This window comes from Cryobacterium roopkundense (assembly GCF_014200405.1).
GTDB classification, from domain to species: domain Bacteria; phylum Actinomycetota; class Actinomycetes; order Actinomycetales; family Microbacteriaceae; genus Cryobacterium; species Cryobacterium roopkundense.
On record NZ_JACHBQ010000001.1, the window covers coordinates 673,361 to 689,897 of the forward strand.

General features: G+C 65.2%; 15 protein-coding genes. 9 read left to right on the top strand and 6 right to left on the bottom strand.

All coding sequences use genetic code 11. The annotated features are described in order from the left end of the window. Positions 1 to 49: 49 nt before the first annotated feature. Entirely contained in the window at positions 50 to 1,150 is a 1,101-nt protein-coding gene (locus BJ997_RS03155; protein WP_236629081.1) for an acyltransferase family protein, read from the bottom strand. A gap of 29 nt (positions 1,151 to 1,179) precedes the next feature. Here BJ997_RS03155 and BJ997_RS03160 point away from each other — a divergent pair, with 29 nt between their 5' ends. Then, positions 1,180 to 1,956, top strand: a complete 777-nt coding sequence (locus BJ997_RS03160; RefSeq protein WP_035838345.1) for an SDR family NAD(P)-dependent oxidoreductase — start codon at positions 1,180 to 1,182, stop codon at positions 1,954 to 1,956. Positions 1,957 to 2,055: 99 nt separating this feature from the next. Here BJ997_RS03160 and BJ997_RS03165 read toward each other — a convergent pair whose 3' ends face one another. From BJ997_RS03165 to BJ997_RS03175, 3 genes are all read right to left on the bottom strand, one after another. Next, positions 2,056 to 3,684, bottom strand: a complete 1,629-nt coding sequence (locus BJ997_RS03165) for a solute symporter family protein (RefSeq protein ID WP_052542518.1) — start codon at positions 3,682 to 3,684, stop codon at positions 2,056 to 2,058. Next, the gene (locus tag BJ997_RS03170) at positions 3,681 to 4,028 is read right to left on the bottom strand and encodes a DUF485 domain-containing protein (RefSeq protein ID WP_035838342.1); all 348 of its coding nucleotides are present in this window, start codon (positions 4,026 to 4,028) and stop codon (positions 3,681 to 3,683) included. The genes BJ997_RS03165 and BJ997_RS03170 overlap by 4 nt, the downstream gene beginning before the upstream one ends. A 102-nt stretch (positions 4,029 to 4,130) precedes the next feature. Continuing rightward, on the bottom strand, positions 4,131 to 6,107 hold the full coding sequence (locus BJ997_RS03175) for an AMP-binding protein (protein ID WP_183323242.1): 1,977 nt from the start codon (positions 6,105 to 6,107) through the stop codon (positions 4,131 to 4,133). A 105-nt stretch (positions 6,108 to 6,212) separates the two neighbouring features. Here BJ997_RS03175 and BJ997_RS03180 point away from each other — a divergent pair, with 105 nt between their 5' ends. The 7 genes from BJ997_RS03180 to BJ997_RS03210 all read left to right on the top strand — a co-directional run bounded on the left by BJ997_RS03180 (position 6,213) and on the right by BJ997_RS03210 (position 12,671). Next, a complete protein-coding gene (locus tag BJ997_RS03180) occupies positions 6,213 to 6,908 on the top strand; it encodes a GntR family transcriptional regulator (RefSeq protein ID WP_052542517.1) in 696 nt (231 codons plus the stop codon). Between the two features lie 11 nt (positions 6,909 to 6,919). Beyond that, complete coding sequence (locus BJ997_RS03185) at positions 6,920 to 8,458, top strand: MmgE/PrpD family protein (RefSeq protein ID WP_152602297.1); 1,539 nt, start codon at positions 6,920 to 6,922, stop codon at positions 8,456 to 8,458. Beyond that, positions 8,458 to 9,375, top strand: a complete 918-nt coding sequence (gene prpB / locus BJ997_RS03190) for a methylisocitrate lyase (RefSeq protein WP_183323243.1) — start codon at positions 8,458 to 8,460, stop codon at positions 9,373 to 9,375. Before BJ997_RS03185 ends, prpB begins: the two co-directional genes overlap by 1 nt. Before the next feature lie 9 nt (positions 9,376 to 9,384). Then, complete coding sequence (locus BJ997_RS03195; RefSeq protein ID WP_236629170.1) at positions 9,385 to 10,563, top strand: bifunctional 2-methylcitrate synthase/citrate synthase; 1,179 nt, start codon at positions 9,385 to 9,387, stop codon at positions 10,561 to 10,563. Between the two features lie 113 nt (positions 10,564 to 10,676). After that, a complete protein-coding gene (locus BJ997_RS03200) occupies positions 10,677 to 11,396 on the top strand; it encodes a Type 1 glutamine amidotransferase-like domain-containing protein (RefSeq protein ID WP_035840544.1) in 720 nt (239 codons plus the stop codon). Then, positions 11,386 to 12,060, top strand: coding sequence for a uracil-DNA glycosylase (locus tag BJ997_RS03205; RefSeq protein ID WP_035840546.1), 675 nt, complete (start codon positions 11,386 to 11,388; stop codon positions 12,058 to 12,060). The genes BJ997_RS03200 and BJ997_RS03205 overlap by 11 nt, the downstream gene beginning before the upstream one ends. A 32-nt stretch (positions 12,061 to 12,092) precedes the next feature. Further along, the gene (locus BJ997_RS03210) at positions 12,093 to 12,671 is read left to right on the top strand and encodes a GNAT family N-acetyltransferase (RefSeq protein WP_035840549.1); all 579 of its coding nucleotides are present in this window, start codon (positions 12,093 to 12,095) and stop codon (positions 12,669 to 12,671) included. 37 nt (positions 12,672 to 12,708) lie between these two features. On the opposite strand, the gene BJ997_RS03215 is transcribed toward BJ997_RS03210, so the two are convergent. After that, positions 12,709 to 13,512 (bottom strand): SDR family NAD(P)-dependent oxidoreductase, encoded by an 804-nt coding sequence (locus BJ997_RS03215; RefSeq protein ID WP_035840551.1) that lies wholly within the window; start codon positions 13,510 to 13,512, stop codon positions 12,709 to 12,711. Between the two features lie 34 nt (positions 13,513 to 13,546). Between BJ997_RS03215 and BJ997_RS03220 the strand changes: the two genes are divergently transcribed. Continuing rightward, the gene (locus BJ997_RS03220) at positions 13,547 to 14,986 is read left to right on the top strand and encodes an amidase (RefSeq protein WP_183323245.1); all 1,440 of its coding nucleotides are present in this window, start codon (positions 13,547 to 13,549) and stop codon (positions 14,984 to 14,986) included. Between the two features lie 188 nt (positions 14,987 to 15,174). Here BJ997_RS03220 and BJ997_RS03225 read toward each other — a convergent pair whose 3' ends face one another. Further along, positions 15,175 to 16,476 (bottom strand): ISL3 family transposase, encoded by a 1,302-nt coding sequence (locus BJ997_RS03225; RefSeq protein WP_183323247.1) that lies wholly within the window; start codon positions 16,474 to 16,476, stop codon positions 15,175 to 15,177. Positions 16,477 to 16,537: the final 61 nt, after the last annotated feature.

Genomic DNA, 16,537 nt, shown 5'->3' on the forward strand with positions numbered 1-16,537 from the left:
CAAGCACGGTGAAACACAGCGTCATCTCAGCTGTGCCGGCGACCCCGTGTCACTTTCTATCCTTGTGTGGCAGCACGATAGTGCCTGTCGGCGTGGCAGCCTCCGGCCGGAACAGCCAGCGGGCGCGCGGTTCGACGAGCGGGCGAAAGACCTTTCTGACGAACGGAAGCGACAGCACGATGGAGATCAGCACACTCAACACGATCACGGCAGGCAGCACCCAGGCCGGCTGCGGCCCGTCGAGCACGCCCGTTTCGCGCAGCGGAAACAGCACAAAGCTGTGAAGCAGGTAGATGTACATGGTGGCTGCCCCAAAGGGGGTGAACCACGTCGCGCGACGAGGCACCAGCAGCAGGAACGCCACGATGAGGGCGAAGGCGAGAATCATGAAGCCCAGACGGATGCCGCCAGCCCAGAATTCCGAATAGCCGAAGAGCGAATAGCCCTCGTCGTAGAGCAGGAACCTGCGCACCTTGAGGGCACGAAGCACCTCGATGTTGACGGCTATCACCAGGTACACCGACGCGAAGAGTGCGAGAGCTCCCGAGCGCCATTTCCAGATCGAGGCTGTGGACAGCGTCAGCCACCGTTCGGTGAGCTTCCACTGCCGCAGCTTCCAACCGAACACGAAGAAGGGCAGCAGCCCGATCGTGCGCGACAGCGTGAAGGTGCTGTCGATGTGGTCGATGTAGCCGGCACCGATGGAAAGCACGATGCTGATCAGTAACGGGTACCGCAGCATGACGAGGTACGGCAGGATGATGCGCCACACGAGGAGGGCGAGGAGGAACCAGAGCGTCCAGCTCGCGGTCGAATAGTCCAGGCTGAATCTGCCGCCGAGCAGCCACCGCACGCAGGTCCAAATCGTCTCGAAGATGACGTACGGAAAGGCGATATCCGTGAGAAGACGCTGCAGCTGACGGGTGCCGGGCGGACCAGACCGGGCGAAGTAGCCGCTCACGGCCACAAAGATCGGCACATGGAAGGCGTAGATGAACAGGTACATCGCGTAGGCCGGGTCGGACTCGCCGATGAGCTTGAGGATGGCGTGGCCCACCACCATGAGGGTGATGGCGATCCAGCGCGCGTTGTCCCAGAGAGGGACCCGTGCTGTTGGGGTGTGAGTGGGTGCGGGCTGCGGTGCGCTCATTCGCACCATTCTCCCGCGAGAATGGAGAAATGAGTACTCGAAGAGTTGTTGTGACCGGTGCAAGTTCGGGAATCGGAGCCGCCACGGTGCGTGCGTTCCGCGAGCGGGGCTGGGATGTGGTGGGTGTCGCGCGTCGCGCGGATCGCCTGGAAACACTCAGGAAAGAGACCGGCGCCGACGTTTTCACGGCTGACCTGACGAAGCAGGCCGACGTGGACGCCCTGCGGGATTACCTCGCGGCATCCGGGCCCGTCAACGCTCTTGTGAACAACGCCGGGGGAGCCAAGGGGCTCGACTCCGTTGAGAACTCCAGCATCGACGACTGGGCCTGGATGTTCGAGATCAACGTTCTCGCCGTCAAGCGCGTGACGAGCGCCCTGCTGCCGTTGCTGAGGGCGTCGATAACGGATGCCGCGGCATCCGCGGATATCGTCACCGTCACCTCGATCGCCGGCCACGTGGCCTATCTCGGAGGCGGAGGCTACAACGCCGCGAAGTTCGCCGCCCACGCTATGACGGAGGTGCTGCGGCTCGAGCTCAACGGCGAACCGATCCGCGTGATCGAGATTGCGCCGGGCATGGTCAAGACCGAAGAGTTCGGCCTCGTTCGGTTCGACGGCGACGAGGCGAAGGCCGCGGCCGCGTACGAGAATGTGCCGAACCCGCTCTCGGCCGAAGACGTGGCAGAGACCATCGTGTCGAGCGTATTGCGGCCCGCGCACGTCAACCTCGACCTGATCCTGATCAAGCCCGTGGCCCAGGCTGCACCGAGTCGCATCGCCCGCGGCCCGCTCAGGGTGCGCTGACGCCCACCGAACACACGCAGGCGGCGCCCGAGAGAAATGTGCATCTCGGGCGCCGCTGTTAGTGCGGGTGGTGCTGTGTGTCTGTACTACAGGCCTGACCTAGTGGTCGACGGCCTTTTCCGCACCGAAACCGGTGAGGGAACGCACTGACATTTCGGCGGCGAGCGTGGGGCTCTCCTTCTCAGTGCTCGTGATCGAACCGAGCCAGCCGAGGATGAACCCGAGCGGGATCGAGATGATACCCGGGTTGCTCAGCGGGAAGTAGGCGAAGTCAACGCCTTCGCCGAACATGGACGTGGGCGTGCCGGAGAAGACCGGCGAGAACACGATCAGCAGGATAGCTGAGCTGAGTCCGCCGTACATGCTCCAGACCGCGCCGCGGGTGGTGAAACCACGCCAGAACAGGGAGTAGAGAATGGTCGGCAGGTTGGCGCTCGCCGCGACGGCGAAGGCCAGGGCTACCAGGAAGGCGATGTTCTGCCCCTGCACGCCGATACCGCCGGCGATGGCGAGAACACCGATCACGATGACGGTGCGACGAGCGATCTTGACCTCGTCATCGGGGTTTCCCTTGCCCTTTTTGATGACGCTTCCGTAGATGTCATGTGCGAAGGAGGTGGCGGCGGTGATCGTGATACCGGCCACCACGGCCAGGATTGTCGCGAATGCGATGGCGGAGATGAAGCCGAGCAGCAGCGGACCACCGAGAGCGAGCGAGAGCAGCGGAGCCGCCGAGTTCACTCCGCCGGGAGCGGCGAGGATCGTTTCGCCACCCACGAGAGCCGCGGCGCCGAAGCCGAGGATGAGGGTGAAGATGTAGAAGCCACCGATCAGCCAGATGGCCCAGACCACCGAGCGACGAGCTTCCTTGGCGGTCGGGACCGTGTAGAAGCGCATCAGAACGTGAGGCAGGCCGGCCGTTCCGAGCACGAGGGCGATGGCGAGGGAGATGAAGTCAAGCGGGTTAGCGCCGTACTTCAGGCCCGGCGCGAGGATCGCATCGGCGGGAACGGAGGTTGACGTGGCGACAGCGCTCTCGAGCAGTGCCGAGAGGTCGAAGCCGTTGATGGCCATCACCCAGATGCTCATCGCGAGTGCGCCGATGATCAGCAGGAACGCCTTGATGATCTGCACCCAGGTGGTGCCCTTCATGCCACCGACCAGTACGTACACGATCATGAGCGCGCCCACGACGATGACGACGAGCGACTGGCCGAGCTTGTCGTTGATACCGAGGAGCAGCGAGACGAGTCCGCCGGCTCCCGCCATCTGTGCCAGCAGATAGAAGAAGCACACGGCGAGGGTCGTGGTGGCCGCTGCCACCCGAACCGGGCCCTGCTTGAGGCGGAACGAGAGCACATCGGCCATGGTGAACTTGCCCGTGTTGCGCATCAGCTCGGCAACGAGCAGCAGGGCGACGAGCCAGGCCACCAGGAAGCCGATGGAGTACATGAAGCCGTCGTAGCCGGTGACGGCGATGGCCCCGACGATTCCGAGGAAAGATGCCGCGGAGAGGTAGTCGCCGGCGATGGCGAAACCGTTCTGCGGGCCGGTGAAGGACCGGCCGCCCGTGTAGTAGTCGGCCGCGCTCTTGTTGTTGCGTCCGGCGCGAATGACGACGATCAGGGTCACGCCGACGAAGGCGAGGAAGATCGATATGTTCAGGACCGGGTTGTTTTCCACGGGTTTGACCGCGGTCATATATGTGTGCAGGGTGCTGGCGATCATGCCTTTTCCATCCGTTCCAGCTCAGCGCGAAGGTCTTCGGTGAGGGGGTCGATCTTGCGGTTGGCGAACGCCACATACGCCATCGTGATGCCGAAGGTAGTGACGAACTGACCGAGGCCGAGGATCAGGCCGAGGTTGATGCGGCCGAATACCGGCGTCGCCATGAACTCGGGAAAGTACCCGGCGGCGAGCACATAGGCGAAATACCAGAGCAGAAAGAAGATGGAGAGGGGCACGACGAAATTACGCCGGGTCTTCTGCAGTTCCTTGAACTTGGGTGTTTTCTCGTATGCGATGTAGTCGATTTGCGATTTCGGCGATGCATCTTTCAACTGTTCACTCATTGGAGCCTCCTTGCTTCAGTGGTGATGGTTCTTGTGGGGGGACCGGTGCGGGGATTGGTGCGGGATTTACTGCGGGATTACTGCGGGGGTGTCTAGCGTTGGTCAGTGCTGTGGTGCCGTTGTGACTGCTGTTTTCGTGCGTGCGGTCTCGGCCGATGCCTTGTGAGCGGAGGCTGTGACAGCATGTATGAGGTCATCGAGAACCGTGGGGTCCTCGATGGTGGGCGGAACCGTGTACGGTTCGCCGTCGACGATCTGCCGGATGGTCTTGCGCAGAATCTTGCCGGATCGAGTCTTGGGAAGTCGATCGAGGATCGTGACGTCACGGAAAGCGGCGACGGGGCCTACATTCTCTCGGACCAGCGCCACGAGCTCGCGAGCCAGCGTGTCGTGGTTGATGGTGGCGCCGGCCTTGAGGGTCACGAAACCGGCCGCGCGCTGACCCTTGAGGGCATCGCGCACGCCGAGCACAGCACATTCCGCGACGGCAGGGTGCAGGGTGAGGACCTCTTCCAGGGAGCCGGTCGACAGGCGGTGTCCGGCAACGTTGATCACGTCGTCCGTGCGGCCCATGATGTAGAGGTACCCGTCGTCGTCGAAGTGTCCGGAGTCTCCCGTGGCGTAGTAGCCGGGGAAGGCCGAGAGATAGGCACTCTGGAACCGTTCCGCACTGCCCCAGATTCCGAGCAGTGTGCCGGGAGGCAGGGGAAGACGAATAGCGATGTTGCCGTCTTTGCCCACGCGCTTGACCTTATGCCCCTTTGAATCCAGAATGTCAATTTCGTATCCGGGCACGGGCACCGTGGCCGAACCGGGACGTGTTTCGAGTGCTTCGATCCCGAGCGGGTTGGCGCAAATCGCCCAGCCGGTTTCGGTCTGCCACCAGTGGTCGACAACGGGGCAGTGCAAACCGTCATTGGCCCAGTGGAAGGTTTCAGGGTCGAGGCGTTCGCCGGCCAGGAACAGGCTCGTGAGGCTCGTTACGTCGTATCGGGCCAGTTCCGCGAGGTCTGGGTCCACTCGGCGGATCGCGCGCACGGCCGTGGGCGCCGTGAACAGCACCTTGACCTTGTAGTCCTCGATGACGCGCCAGAAGGCTCCGGCGTCTGGAGTGCCGATGGGCTTTCCCTCGTAGATGATCGAGGTGGCACCCGCCAGAAGTGGGGCATACACAATGTATGAATGGCCGACGACCCAGCCCACGTCCGAGGCCGCCCAATACACGTCACCCGGCGAGATGTTGTAGATGTTGCGCATGGACCAGGCCAGTGCCACGGCGTGTCCGCCGTTGTCGCGCACGATGCCCTTGGGATTGCCAGTGGTGCCGGACGTGTACAGAATGTACAGGGGGTCCTCTGACGCCATGCTCACGGGGTCGGCGGGGGCTGCGTTGTCTTCTTCGTCGGCCCAGTCCAACCACGACACGCTCTCGTCGGCATAGTCCGCGGCGGAACCGGGAATGGATTCGCGGTTGCGTACGAGCACCGTGTGCACGGAACCCGCGCTGAGGGCGAGGGCTTTCTGAACGAGTGGCAGGTATTCCACGGCTCGGCCGGGCTCGAGCCCGCCGGAGGCGGTCACGATGACGGACGGGCGGGCATCGTCGATTCGCACGGCCAGTTCGTTGGCGGCGAAGCCGCCGAAAACGACGGAGTGGATCGCGCCGATGCGGGCGCAGGCGAGCATCGCGATCACGGCCTCCGGAATCATCGGGAGGTAGATGATGACCCGGTCCCCGGTGCCGACACCGTTGGCGCGCAGGGCGCCGGCGAACTTGGCCACGCGGCCCAGCAGCTCGAGGTACGTGAGTGAAATACGAGTGCCCGTCATAGCGGAGTCGTAAATCAGCGCGGTCTGGGCACCGCGTCCGGCGATGACGTGTCGGTCGAGGGCGTTATAGCTCGTGTTGAGCCGACCGCCCGGAAACCAGGTCCAGTCGGTCTCCGACCGCTGCTCGAGAGCGGCGCGCGGTGGGGTGGTCCATTCGAGGCCCTGGGCGGCTTCCATCCAGAAGTCCTCGGGGGAGTCAATGCTGCGTCGCCAAGTGTCGGCGTAGGTGCCCAGTGGTGCGTCAGTCATGTGAACCTCTCCATTGAAGCGTCTCTGTATACAAAGAGTGGTTGAAGTATTGCATAAAACCCGGTCCGGTGGAATAGGATCACTCTTGTGTATACAGAAGCCGCAATGTTGGGGTCAACAGCACCGACCAGTGCTGCCCCCGTCCGCGCCAGCGAACGTGCCTACCAGCAGCTGCGCGGCGAGATTCTGGATGGGCTGCTGGGTCCGGGAACCGGGCTGCTCGAAGTCGAGCAGGCCGAACGCATCGGCGTTTCCCGCACGCCGCTGCGTGCCGCCGTTGCCCGGTTGATCGCCGATGGCCTCGTGGTGGGTCGAAGCGGCCGTGGTTTCGAAGTGACGGAGCTCTCCGTCGAGAGCATCACCGGCCTCTACGAGCTCAGGGAAGGGCTCGAAGTGCATGCCGTCAGCCTTGCCGCCGAACGACGCGACGTGGCCACCTTCGAGCTCCTGCGGGAGAAATTCCGCTCCGCGCCCGAACTTCTGCTGCAGGGTGATGAGGGCATCCGTCGCTACTACGACCTCATCGACGATTTCGAGACGGCCGTCGACGCTGCCGTTGCCAACCCGTTCCTGTACAGCGCCCTCGAGAATGTGCGCACCCACCTCGCACGCATCCGCCGGTTGGCCAGGGGCAACCAGGAGCGGCTGCGCGCCGCGGCCGCGGAACACACGCTCATCATCGACGCCATCATCGCCGGCGACACCCTGCTCGCCGCCCACGCAACTCATGTTCATCTCCACCAGAGCCTCACAAACGTCCTTGCGACGCTTGCCGAGGATGCGGCCACCCCGGTCGAATAACGAAGGGATCCATCGTGCAGCTCCACCACGTTCGAGTTCACCGCAGTGAAGAAAACCTCGCCCGCGAGGACCAGCTTGCCTGGAAGATCGCCGCCTGTGCGGCGGACCCGGTGGCCGTCACTGACGACGTCACCGAAATGATCATCAACCGTGTGATCGACAATGCGTCCGTCGCGGCGGCCTCGTTGACCCGGAAGCCCGTCACAGCCGCCCGCTCGCAGGCGCTGGCCCACCCGCGTTCCAACGGTGGAGAAGGCTCGACAGTCTTCGGCCTCGTTCCCGGCCGTCGCGTGTCACCGGAGTGGGCCGCCTGGGCCAATGGCGTGGCAGTGCGCGAACTGGACTACCACGACACCTTCCTCGCCGCTGAGTACTCCCACCCGGGTGACAACATCCCGCCGATCCTCGCCGTCGCGCAGCACCTCGCCACCGCGAAGGGGCTCACCGGACGTGACCTCGTGCGCGGCATCGCCACCGGCTACGAGATCCAGATCGACCTCGTGAAATCCATCAGCCTGCACGCGCACAAGATCGACCACGTGGCCCACCTCGGCCCGTCGGCCGCGGCCGGAATCGGCACACTCCTGGGTCTCGATAAAGAGATCATTTTTCAGGCCGTCGGCCAGGCGCTCCACACGACGACCGCCACGCGGCAGTCACGCAAGGGCGAAATATCCAGCTGGAAGTCCCACGCCCCGGCCTTCGCCGGCAAGATGGCCGTCGAGGCAGTCGACCGCGCCCTCCGCGGAGAGACCAGCCCGACTCCCATCTACGAGGGCGAGGACGGCGTGATCGCGTGGCTGCTCGATGGCCCCGGACACACCTACGACGTGTCTCTCCCCCAGGCGGGCAGCGCCAAGCGCGCCATTCTGGACAGCTACACCAAGGAGCATTCGGCCGAGTACCAGGCCCAGGCGTGGATCGACCTCGCGCGTCGACTGCACCGCGCGCACCCCGAGCTTGTCGACGGCACGAACATCGCCTCCGTCGTGATTCACACGAGCCACCACACCCACTACGTGATCGGTTCCGGCGCGAACGACCCGCAGAAGTACGACCCAACGGCCTCGCGCGAGACGCTCGACCACTCGATTCCGTACATCTTCACGGTCGCGCTCCAGGACGGCAGCTGGCACCACGTTGACTCGTACTCGCCGGAGCGTGCCGGTCGCGCCGATACCGTCGCCCTGTGGAACAAGGTGACCACGACCGAGGACAAGGAATGGACCCGTCGGTACCACTCCCTCGACGTGACGGAGAAGGCCTTTGGCGGCCGTGTGGTCATCACCCTGACCGACGGTCGCACCATCACCGACGAGATCGCGGTGGCCGACGCGCATCCGCTTGGCGCCAAGCCCTTCGGTCGCGCCGAATACGTGAACAAATTCCGCATGCTCGCAGCGGATGTTCTCGAAGGCTCCGAGATCGAGCGCTTTCTGACGCTTGCGGAGCGCCTTCCGGAGCTCACCGCCGTCGACCTCGGCCAGCTCACGATCACGGCTCGTCCCGGCTTGCTGCCCACGACCGGTGCACCGATGGGAATCTTCTAATGCTGTATTCCCGCACATCGGCCGCCGACAAGCGCATCGCCCTGCGGGCAGGGCTCGCGTCCGGCGTGCTGCAGCGCTACCCGGGCGCCTTCAACCCGCTCTCGGCCAAACTCATCCAGAACAAGGGCTTCGAGGGCGTGTATATCTCCGGAGCCGTGTTGTCGGCCGATCTCGGACTGCCCGACATCGGCCTGACGACGCTCACCGAGGTCGCCGGGCGCAGCCAGCAGATCGCCCGAATGACCGAACTGCCGTCGATCGTCGACGCCGACACCGGGTTCGGCGAGCCGATGAACGTGGCGCGCACCATTCAGACGCTCGAGGATGCCGGCCTGGCCGGAATGCACATCGAGGATCAGGTCAACCCGAAGCGCTGCGGCCACCTCGACGGCAAGCAGGTCGTCGACGACGACACGGCGATCAAGCGCATCCGCGCCGCCGTGGATGCCCGTCGCGACCCGAACTTCCTGATCATGGCTCGCACCGACATTCGTGCGGTCGACGGCTTGAATGCAGCGCTCGACCGGGCTAAGAAGCTCGCCGACGCGGGGGCCGATGCCATCTTCCCCGAGGCGATGGGAAGCCTCGCCGAGTTCGAGGCCATGCGCGGGGCGGTAGACGTGCCGCTCCTGGCGAACATGACCGAGTTCGGTAAGGGAGAGCTCTACACGGTGGACCAGCTCGCAAATGTGGGCATGAACATGGTCATCTTTCCGGTGTCGTTGTTGCGCCTCGCGATGGGCTCGGCCGATCGGGGGCTGGACTCGATTCTGGAGCACGGTACTCTCGAGCCGATGCTCGGTGAGATGCAGCACCGATCTGATCTCTATGAGCTGCTGGACTACTCGGAGTACAGCCACTTCGACTCCGGTATCTTCGATTTCACCCTCAATCCCCACATCACGTCCAAGGTCTGAAGGAGCGACATGACTATGACTGAGCCGCACACGACGCCCGCCGCCGCGCCGGAACCGAAAATCTTCAAGGGCCTCGCCGGGGTGGTGGTCGACACGACCGCCGTGTCCAAGGTCAACCCCGACACCAACTCGCTGCTCTATCGCGGCTATCCAGTGCAGGAACTGGCCGCGCGGTGCAATTTCGAGGAGGTCGCGTACCTGCTCTGGCACGGCGAACTGCCCACCGAGGAGCAGTTGGCCGAATTCGAAACGCTGGAGCGCAGCCTGCGTCACCTTGACCCTGCCGTACGCCGCGTCATCGACGAGCTGCCCCTGACCTCGCACCCGATGGACGTTGTTCGCACCGCCGTCAGCGTGATCGGGGCGAGCGACAGGCACACCGCCGACGAGTCCGCGGAAGCCGACCTCGCCAAGGCCATCCGCCTGTTCGCGCAGCTGCCCGCCATCGTGTCCTACGACCAGCGTCGCCGTCACGGTCTCGACCTTGTCGAGCCGCGCGACGATCTCGGCTACTCGGCTAACTTCCTGCACATGGCCTTCGGCGAAGTGCCTGAACTTGTGGTCGTCAACGCCTTCGACGTGTCGATGATCCTCTACGCCGAGCATTCCTTCAACGCCTCGACATTCACGGCGCGCGTCATCACCTCGACGCTCGCCGACCTGTATTCGGCTGTCACTGGCGCCATCGGAGCTCTCAAGGGTGCACTGCACGGCGGAGCGAACGAGGCCGTCATGCACACCTTCACCGAGATCGGTCTCGGAGCCGGTGCCGGCGAGCGCGCGAAGGCGTGGCTCGACCAGGCCCTGATCGACAAGCGAAAGATCATGGGCTTCGGCCACCGCGTCTACAAGAGCGGCGATTCCCGGGTTCCCACCATGCGCGCGGCGCTGCTCACCCTCATCGAGCACTACGACGCCCCCGAGATGCTCGACATGTATGAGTCCCTCGAGGCCGCGATGACAGCGAAGAAGGCGATCTTGCCGAACCTCGACTATCCCTCGGGGCCGGCGTATCACCTGATGGGCTTCGACACCCTGAGCTTCACTCCGCTCTTCGTCGCCGCCCGCGTGACCGGGTGGACGGCGCACATCATCGAGCAGCGCGCGGCGAACGCGCTGATTCGTCCACTGTCGGTCTACAACGGCCAGGACGAGCGTCACGTTCCCGACAGGGAACAGCTGATCTGATCGGTAGGGCCGGTGGGTGTTGCCGTGTGACGTAAAATTTGTTCCATGACTTACGACGCAGTGACTGCACCCGCCGGCCCCGCATCCGCTCGCACTGACGCGGTGGTGTGCGCATGAGTGTTCATCTGGTCGGCGGGGGCCTCGCCCCCGAACACCATGCGAGCGTCTACGGGTCGTTCTTCGCCGAGGCGGCGGCCCGCGGTGCGGCAGCTGGTCGAACCGAGCCTCGCATCGCGATCATTGCAGTGCGTCAGGGCGATGCCGAGGGGCACGCCGCGGTTCTGCGTGCAGCGCTCGAAACGACCGGCCCCATCGAGGCGGTCGTCACGGCGCTCGAGCGCGGTGACCTCGCGACGAACCTCGCCGTAGCGGATGTCGATGGCATCCTGATCGGCGGCGGTGTGACTCCGGCCTATCTCGCGGCAGTGCTCCCCATCGCCGGTGAGATCCGCCGCCAGGTGTCGGCGGGCATTCCCTACCTGGGTTTCTCGGCCGGCGCCATGATCGCTGCCGAACGTGCGATCGTGGGCGGCTGGCGCATCGGCGGCGTGGAGGTGACCCCGCAGGACGCCTCGGAAGACCTCGATGAGATCACGATAGAACAGGGCATCGGCCTGCTCGACGTGACCGTGGACGTGCACGCGGCCCAGTGGGGCACCCTCTCGCGGCTGATTTCCGCGACCGAAGCCGGCCTGATCGAAGGCGGCCTCGCGATCGACGAGAATACCGTGCTCGTGGTCGGCGAGGGCGCGCTCGGCGTCGTCGGCGCCGGCAGTGTCTGGCGAGTGAGCCAGGCCGATGGCGGCGTGCTCGTGAGTACCTTTGGCGCCTAGCCTCGTCGACCAGCTCGAGCCGGGATGGGCGGCGGCTCTCGCTCCCGTGGCGCCCGAGCTATGGGAGATCGAGAACTTTCTGGCGGCGGAGACCCGCGAGGGCCGCACCTGGCTGCCGACGGCCGAGAACGTCATGCGGGTCTGTCGTGAGCCCTTCGACGCAGTTCGGGTGCTGATCGTGGGGCAGGATCCTTACCCCACGCCCGGGCACCCGATCGGGCTGGCTTTCGCGGTCGCCCCGGAGGTGCGACCCGTGCCGCGAAGCCTGGCCAATGTCTACCGGGAACTCGCCTCGGACCTCGCCATGCCGCCGCCGGACCACGGCGACCTCACTGCGTGGTCGCGCGCCGGGGTGCTGCTGCTCAACCGGGTGCTCACGGTGCAGGCGGGCGCGGCGGGCTCGCACCGCCGCCACGGCTGGGAAGCCGTGACGGACCAGGCGATTCGGGCGCTCGTGGCCCGGGACCGCCCGCTCGTGGCCATTCTCTGGGGCAGGGATGCGGCCAAACTCAAGCCGCTGCTCGGCGACACGCCCGTGATCGAGTCGCCTCACCCGAGCCCCCTGTCGGCGCGGCGCGGATTTTTCGGATCCCGCCCGTTCAGTCGGGCAAACGAGCTGCTCGCGGAACAGGGAGCGCCCACGGTGGACTGGGCGCTCGGGTAATCTGGTAAAGATTACGTGAAAGGGCGTGCGCGGTGCTGGAGGAAGAATACGAACAGCGAAGGCGGCTGCCCAGGCACCTGCGGCCGGAAGCGACGCCGGAAAACCCATTCACGTATTCCATGCGCGAGGCACGGGTCACCGACCTGCCCGATATTCGCGAGATCTACAACTACTACGTCGCCAACAGCACCGTCACCTTCGATGAAGACGCCATGACGTTGCCCGAGTGGCGCGACAAGTTCTACTACTTGGGCAAGCACGGCATGCCGTTCATCGTGGCCGAATCACCCGCCGGGCAGATCCTGGGCTACGCGCTCGTGGCACCGTGGAAACAGAAACGCGCCTTTCGGTTCACCGTGGAGAACTCCATTTACCTGGGCGCGGCGTCGACAGGCAAGGGACTGGGCCGTCAGCTGCTAGCGGAACTCATCGCCCGGTCGAAAACGGCCGGGCTGAAAGAGATCATCGCGGTCATCGCCGACCAGGGAGCGGATGCCTCCATCAAGCTGCACCGCGACTTCGGCTTCGAAGAAATCGGCCGCATGGGCAAGGTGGGGTTCAAGTTCGAACGCTGGCTCGGCACAGTTCTGATGCAGAAAAGCCTGAAGTAGCCCCTGACCCGCGACCCGGGTTCGACGCGCACGACGGTTAGCGGGGACGCCCCGCGACCTTCAGCACGGCGCGGCGAGGCGACAGGATAGCTGCTCGGGCGAGCACGGCATTGCGCTTGCCCACGATCACCTGGGGTGGGGTCGACGTCCGATCAAGTGCGGCACACGTGCTCCTCATCACCCTCTCCACGGTGAGGTGGCGATCCGTCGGCTGGTGGTTTCCCGCCACTGCCGAGAATTCAGTGTCGACGTAGCCGGGGCACACCGCGGTGACCTTGAGTCCGCTGGCCCGCGTCTCGTACCAGAGCGCCTCGGTGAAACTCAGAACGTAGGCCTTGCTCGCGGCGTACACCGACATCTGCGGCACCGGCTGGAACGCCGCCGTGCTGGCCAGGTTCACGAGTGCTGCTGTATTCGGGCGCAGGGTCGCCGCGGAGATGAGATCCGGGAGCAGGGCGTGGGTGAGCTGCGTCAGGGCGAGAACATTGAGGGTGATTTGCTCCGCCTGTCGGTCGGCATCCGCGTCGACGAAGCTGCCGAGGGTTCCGAACCCGGCACTGTTCACCAGAGTGCCGACGTTGACGTCCCGGGAGGTGAGATCCGCCATCAATTCGGGCACGGCCTCCGGTGCGGTCAGGTCGAGCGGTATGACTGTCGAGACGGTGCCGTACTTCTCTGCCAGGTCCACCGCAAGTGCTTCGAGCCGGTCCTGTCGCCTGGCCACGAGCACCAGGTCGGCGCCGCGTTGGGCGAGTTCGTGCGCGTAGCCGACGCCGAGGCCGCTCGAGGCGCCGGTGACGAGGGCCGTCGTTCCCATGGGATTGTAAAGTGCGCGTGCCATGGGTTAACGCTACTCGCAAAGCTAGGCTCGCAGCATGGCCGAACCACATGAATTGTCCGCGCTCGAGCAATGGCAGGCACTGCAAACCGGTGAGTTGAGTCCTTCCGAGCTCGCGGAACACTACCTGGACCGCATCGAGGCACTCAACCCGGCGCTCGGCGCGTTCGTCACGATCACAGCGGAGCGGGCCTGGGCCCGTGCCCGGGACGTGGAACAGAACGTGCCCCGCACCGCGCCGCTGTGGGGGCTGCCCTTCGCCGACAAGGACCTACAGCTTCGGGCCGGCGTTCCGGCACGGTTCGGCTCGCGGCTGATGCGCGACTTCGTGCCCGAGCAGTCCGACGATCTCGTGCTCGCCCTCGACGAGGCCGGGGGAGTGAGCCTGGGTAAGACGAGTACCCCGGAGTTCGGCCTTCCCTCCTATACCGAGGGGCTGGCCGGCCCACCGGCGCGCAATCCGTGGAATGTCGCTCTCGGGGCCGGCGGGTCCAGCGGCGGGGCCGCTGTCGCTGTCGCCGCACGCCTCCTGCCCTTCGCGCCGGGGTCTGACGGCGGAGGGTCCGTGCGCATCCCCGCCGCGGCGTGCGGTCTTGTGGGCGTGAAGCCGTCCCGAGGGCGTGTGCCCTCTGCCTCCGGAATCGACAAGCTCGGCGGGCTGCCGGTGGCCGGTCCGCTCGCCCGCACCGTAGCGGATGCCGCCCTCCTGCTCGACGCGATGGTGACGCCGGGAGGCAATCACCCCGACCACCATTTCGCCCTACGGGCGCCGCACGACGACGGACCGTTGCTCGGGCATGCGGTGCGTGGGGAGGGCCGTTTTCAGCTCGGGGTGATGACCTCCTCCGCATGGGACGAGGACTACGACGTCGTCCTCGCGCCGGAGGCCCTGGCTGCCCTCGACGCCGCTCGAACCCAACTCGATGTTCTCGGCCACGGTCTCGACGACCTGGCGCTTGAGCCGGACCCGAGCTACGTTCCGGCCTTTCGCACCATCTGGCAGGCGGGCGCGGCGAGCATCCCTGCCGAGGGCGACGAGCAGGAAGCGCTGCTCGACCCCCTCACCCGCTGGTTGATGCGTCGCGGGCGCGCCCTGTCTGCCCGCGCGCTCGCCGAGGCTCTCGCGGCCCTCAGCGCCTTCGAACGCTCGTTCATCCGACAGCTCTCGCACGTGGACGCGGTGCTGACACCGGCGCTTGCGCTCACGCCGCGGCCGGTCGGCTGGTACGACCAGGTCGACCCCGAACGCAACTTCGCCCAGCAGGTGCAATACACGCCCTTCACGTCGATGGTCAATGTGAGCGGGCTGCCTGCCATCGTGTTGCCGGTGTTGCAGACCGCCGACGGTCTGCCGATGGGGGTTCAGCTGATCGGTCGTCCCGGCGGCGAGGCGACACTGCTTGCCATCGGGGCCCAGCTGGAGCGTCATTTCCGGTGGCAGGAGCGGGTGCCGCCGGAGCCGTGGCGCGGCTTATAACACACCCCCAGGCAGGGGTGCTGTATCAGGACCCCGATGAATGTGCGAATTCCCAGAAACCCCGGAATTCTGCGATACTGGTGGACTGAAATCGCCTGTACGCAGGGCATCCAACTAAAGGAAACCAATGACGGATCAGTCTTTCCAGTTAATGGCGATTATTTTGGCTCTCCTGACTCTTCCGTGGGTTAATCCCGGCCCGGAAGTACGGGTTTGTGTCCGCCGAGGCTGAGCATCGCGAGGGCGATGAGGGCGTCGGGTGCTTTGAAGCCGAACGCGATGCGAGTCATGAGGCGGATCTTGGTGTTCATGGATTCGACCCGCCCGTTTGAGAGGCCGTGCTCGATGGAAGCCAGGATCGCGGTGCGGTGTTTGACGATGCTTCTCTGTAGTTTCACGAAGGATGGGATTCGGCAGCGGCGGGCCCAGCTGACCCATTTGTCCAGCGCTTCAGTCGCTTCGTCGAGAGGCAGTTTGAAGATGACACGGAGGCCTTCCTTCAGGTAGTAAGCGCGGGCCAGCCGCGGGTCGGTCTGCACGATGCAGGCGAGCTTCGCTTGTTGCTTCTCGGTGAGGTTCTCCGGGTTCTTCCAGAGCGCGTATCGGCAGTTCTTGATGCCCATGGCCCGGGCGCTATCCGGGCGGGCCGGCGCTCCGGTTGGAGGTCGGCCACGGCCTCGTCCGGCCTCGTTGTGCCGGGCGGCTTTGCGGGCGTCGTTCCACGCGGCTCGGCGGACCTCATCGAGGGCCTCCGTGGCCCATTTCACGACATGGAACGGGTCGGCGCAACGAACGGCGTTAGGGGCTCGTTCCTTGACGACAGTGGCGATCCAGGCTGCGCCGTCCGCGGAAACATGCGTGATCATCGCCGAGCGCTCCGGCCCCAGCGCGTCGAAGAACGTCGCGAGGGTGGCCTTGTCCTGGCCCGGTGCTGCCCAGATAAGGCGGCCGGAATCGTGGTCCACGACACACGTCAAATACTTGTGGCCGCGTTTGTAGCTGATTTCGTCGATACCGATCCGGGTGAGGTCGGCGAACTGGTCGAATTGCTTCTCCGTGTCTGCCCAGACCCGGGTGATGATCGCGCCGACGGTGCGCCACGCGATGCGCATCAACACCGTGAGCGCCGTTTTGGATGTTTGCGTGGCCAGCCACGCGACTTGGTCGTCGAAGAACAGCGTGTGTCCGCTTTGATGCCGAGCCCACGGCACGGCGGCGACGGTCACGCCGTGAACACCGCACCTCACCCGCGGCGCCGCAGCTTCCAACTGGACCTGCACCGAGCCAGCATCCAGTGATCGCCAGCGCCGCCGACCCTCACCAGCGTCGTAGCGGGGGCAGCGCTTCCGGCAGGACCCGCAACGGTTCCGCATCGACGCCGTCGGACGCACCGACGCGACCAGAATGCCCGTCTCCATGTCGAGATCCACTGCCTCGACAACTGTCTTGTCGACTCCGAGCAGAGTTCGCCATAGTGTTAAGTTTTGCACGCCGTTTTCTCGTCCCTGTGTTTCTTACCTTTGTCAGTTAGAAACCTAGGCGGAGAGCGGC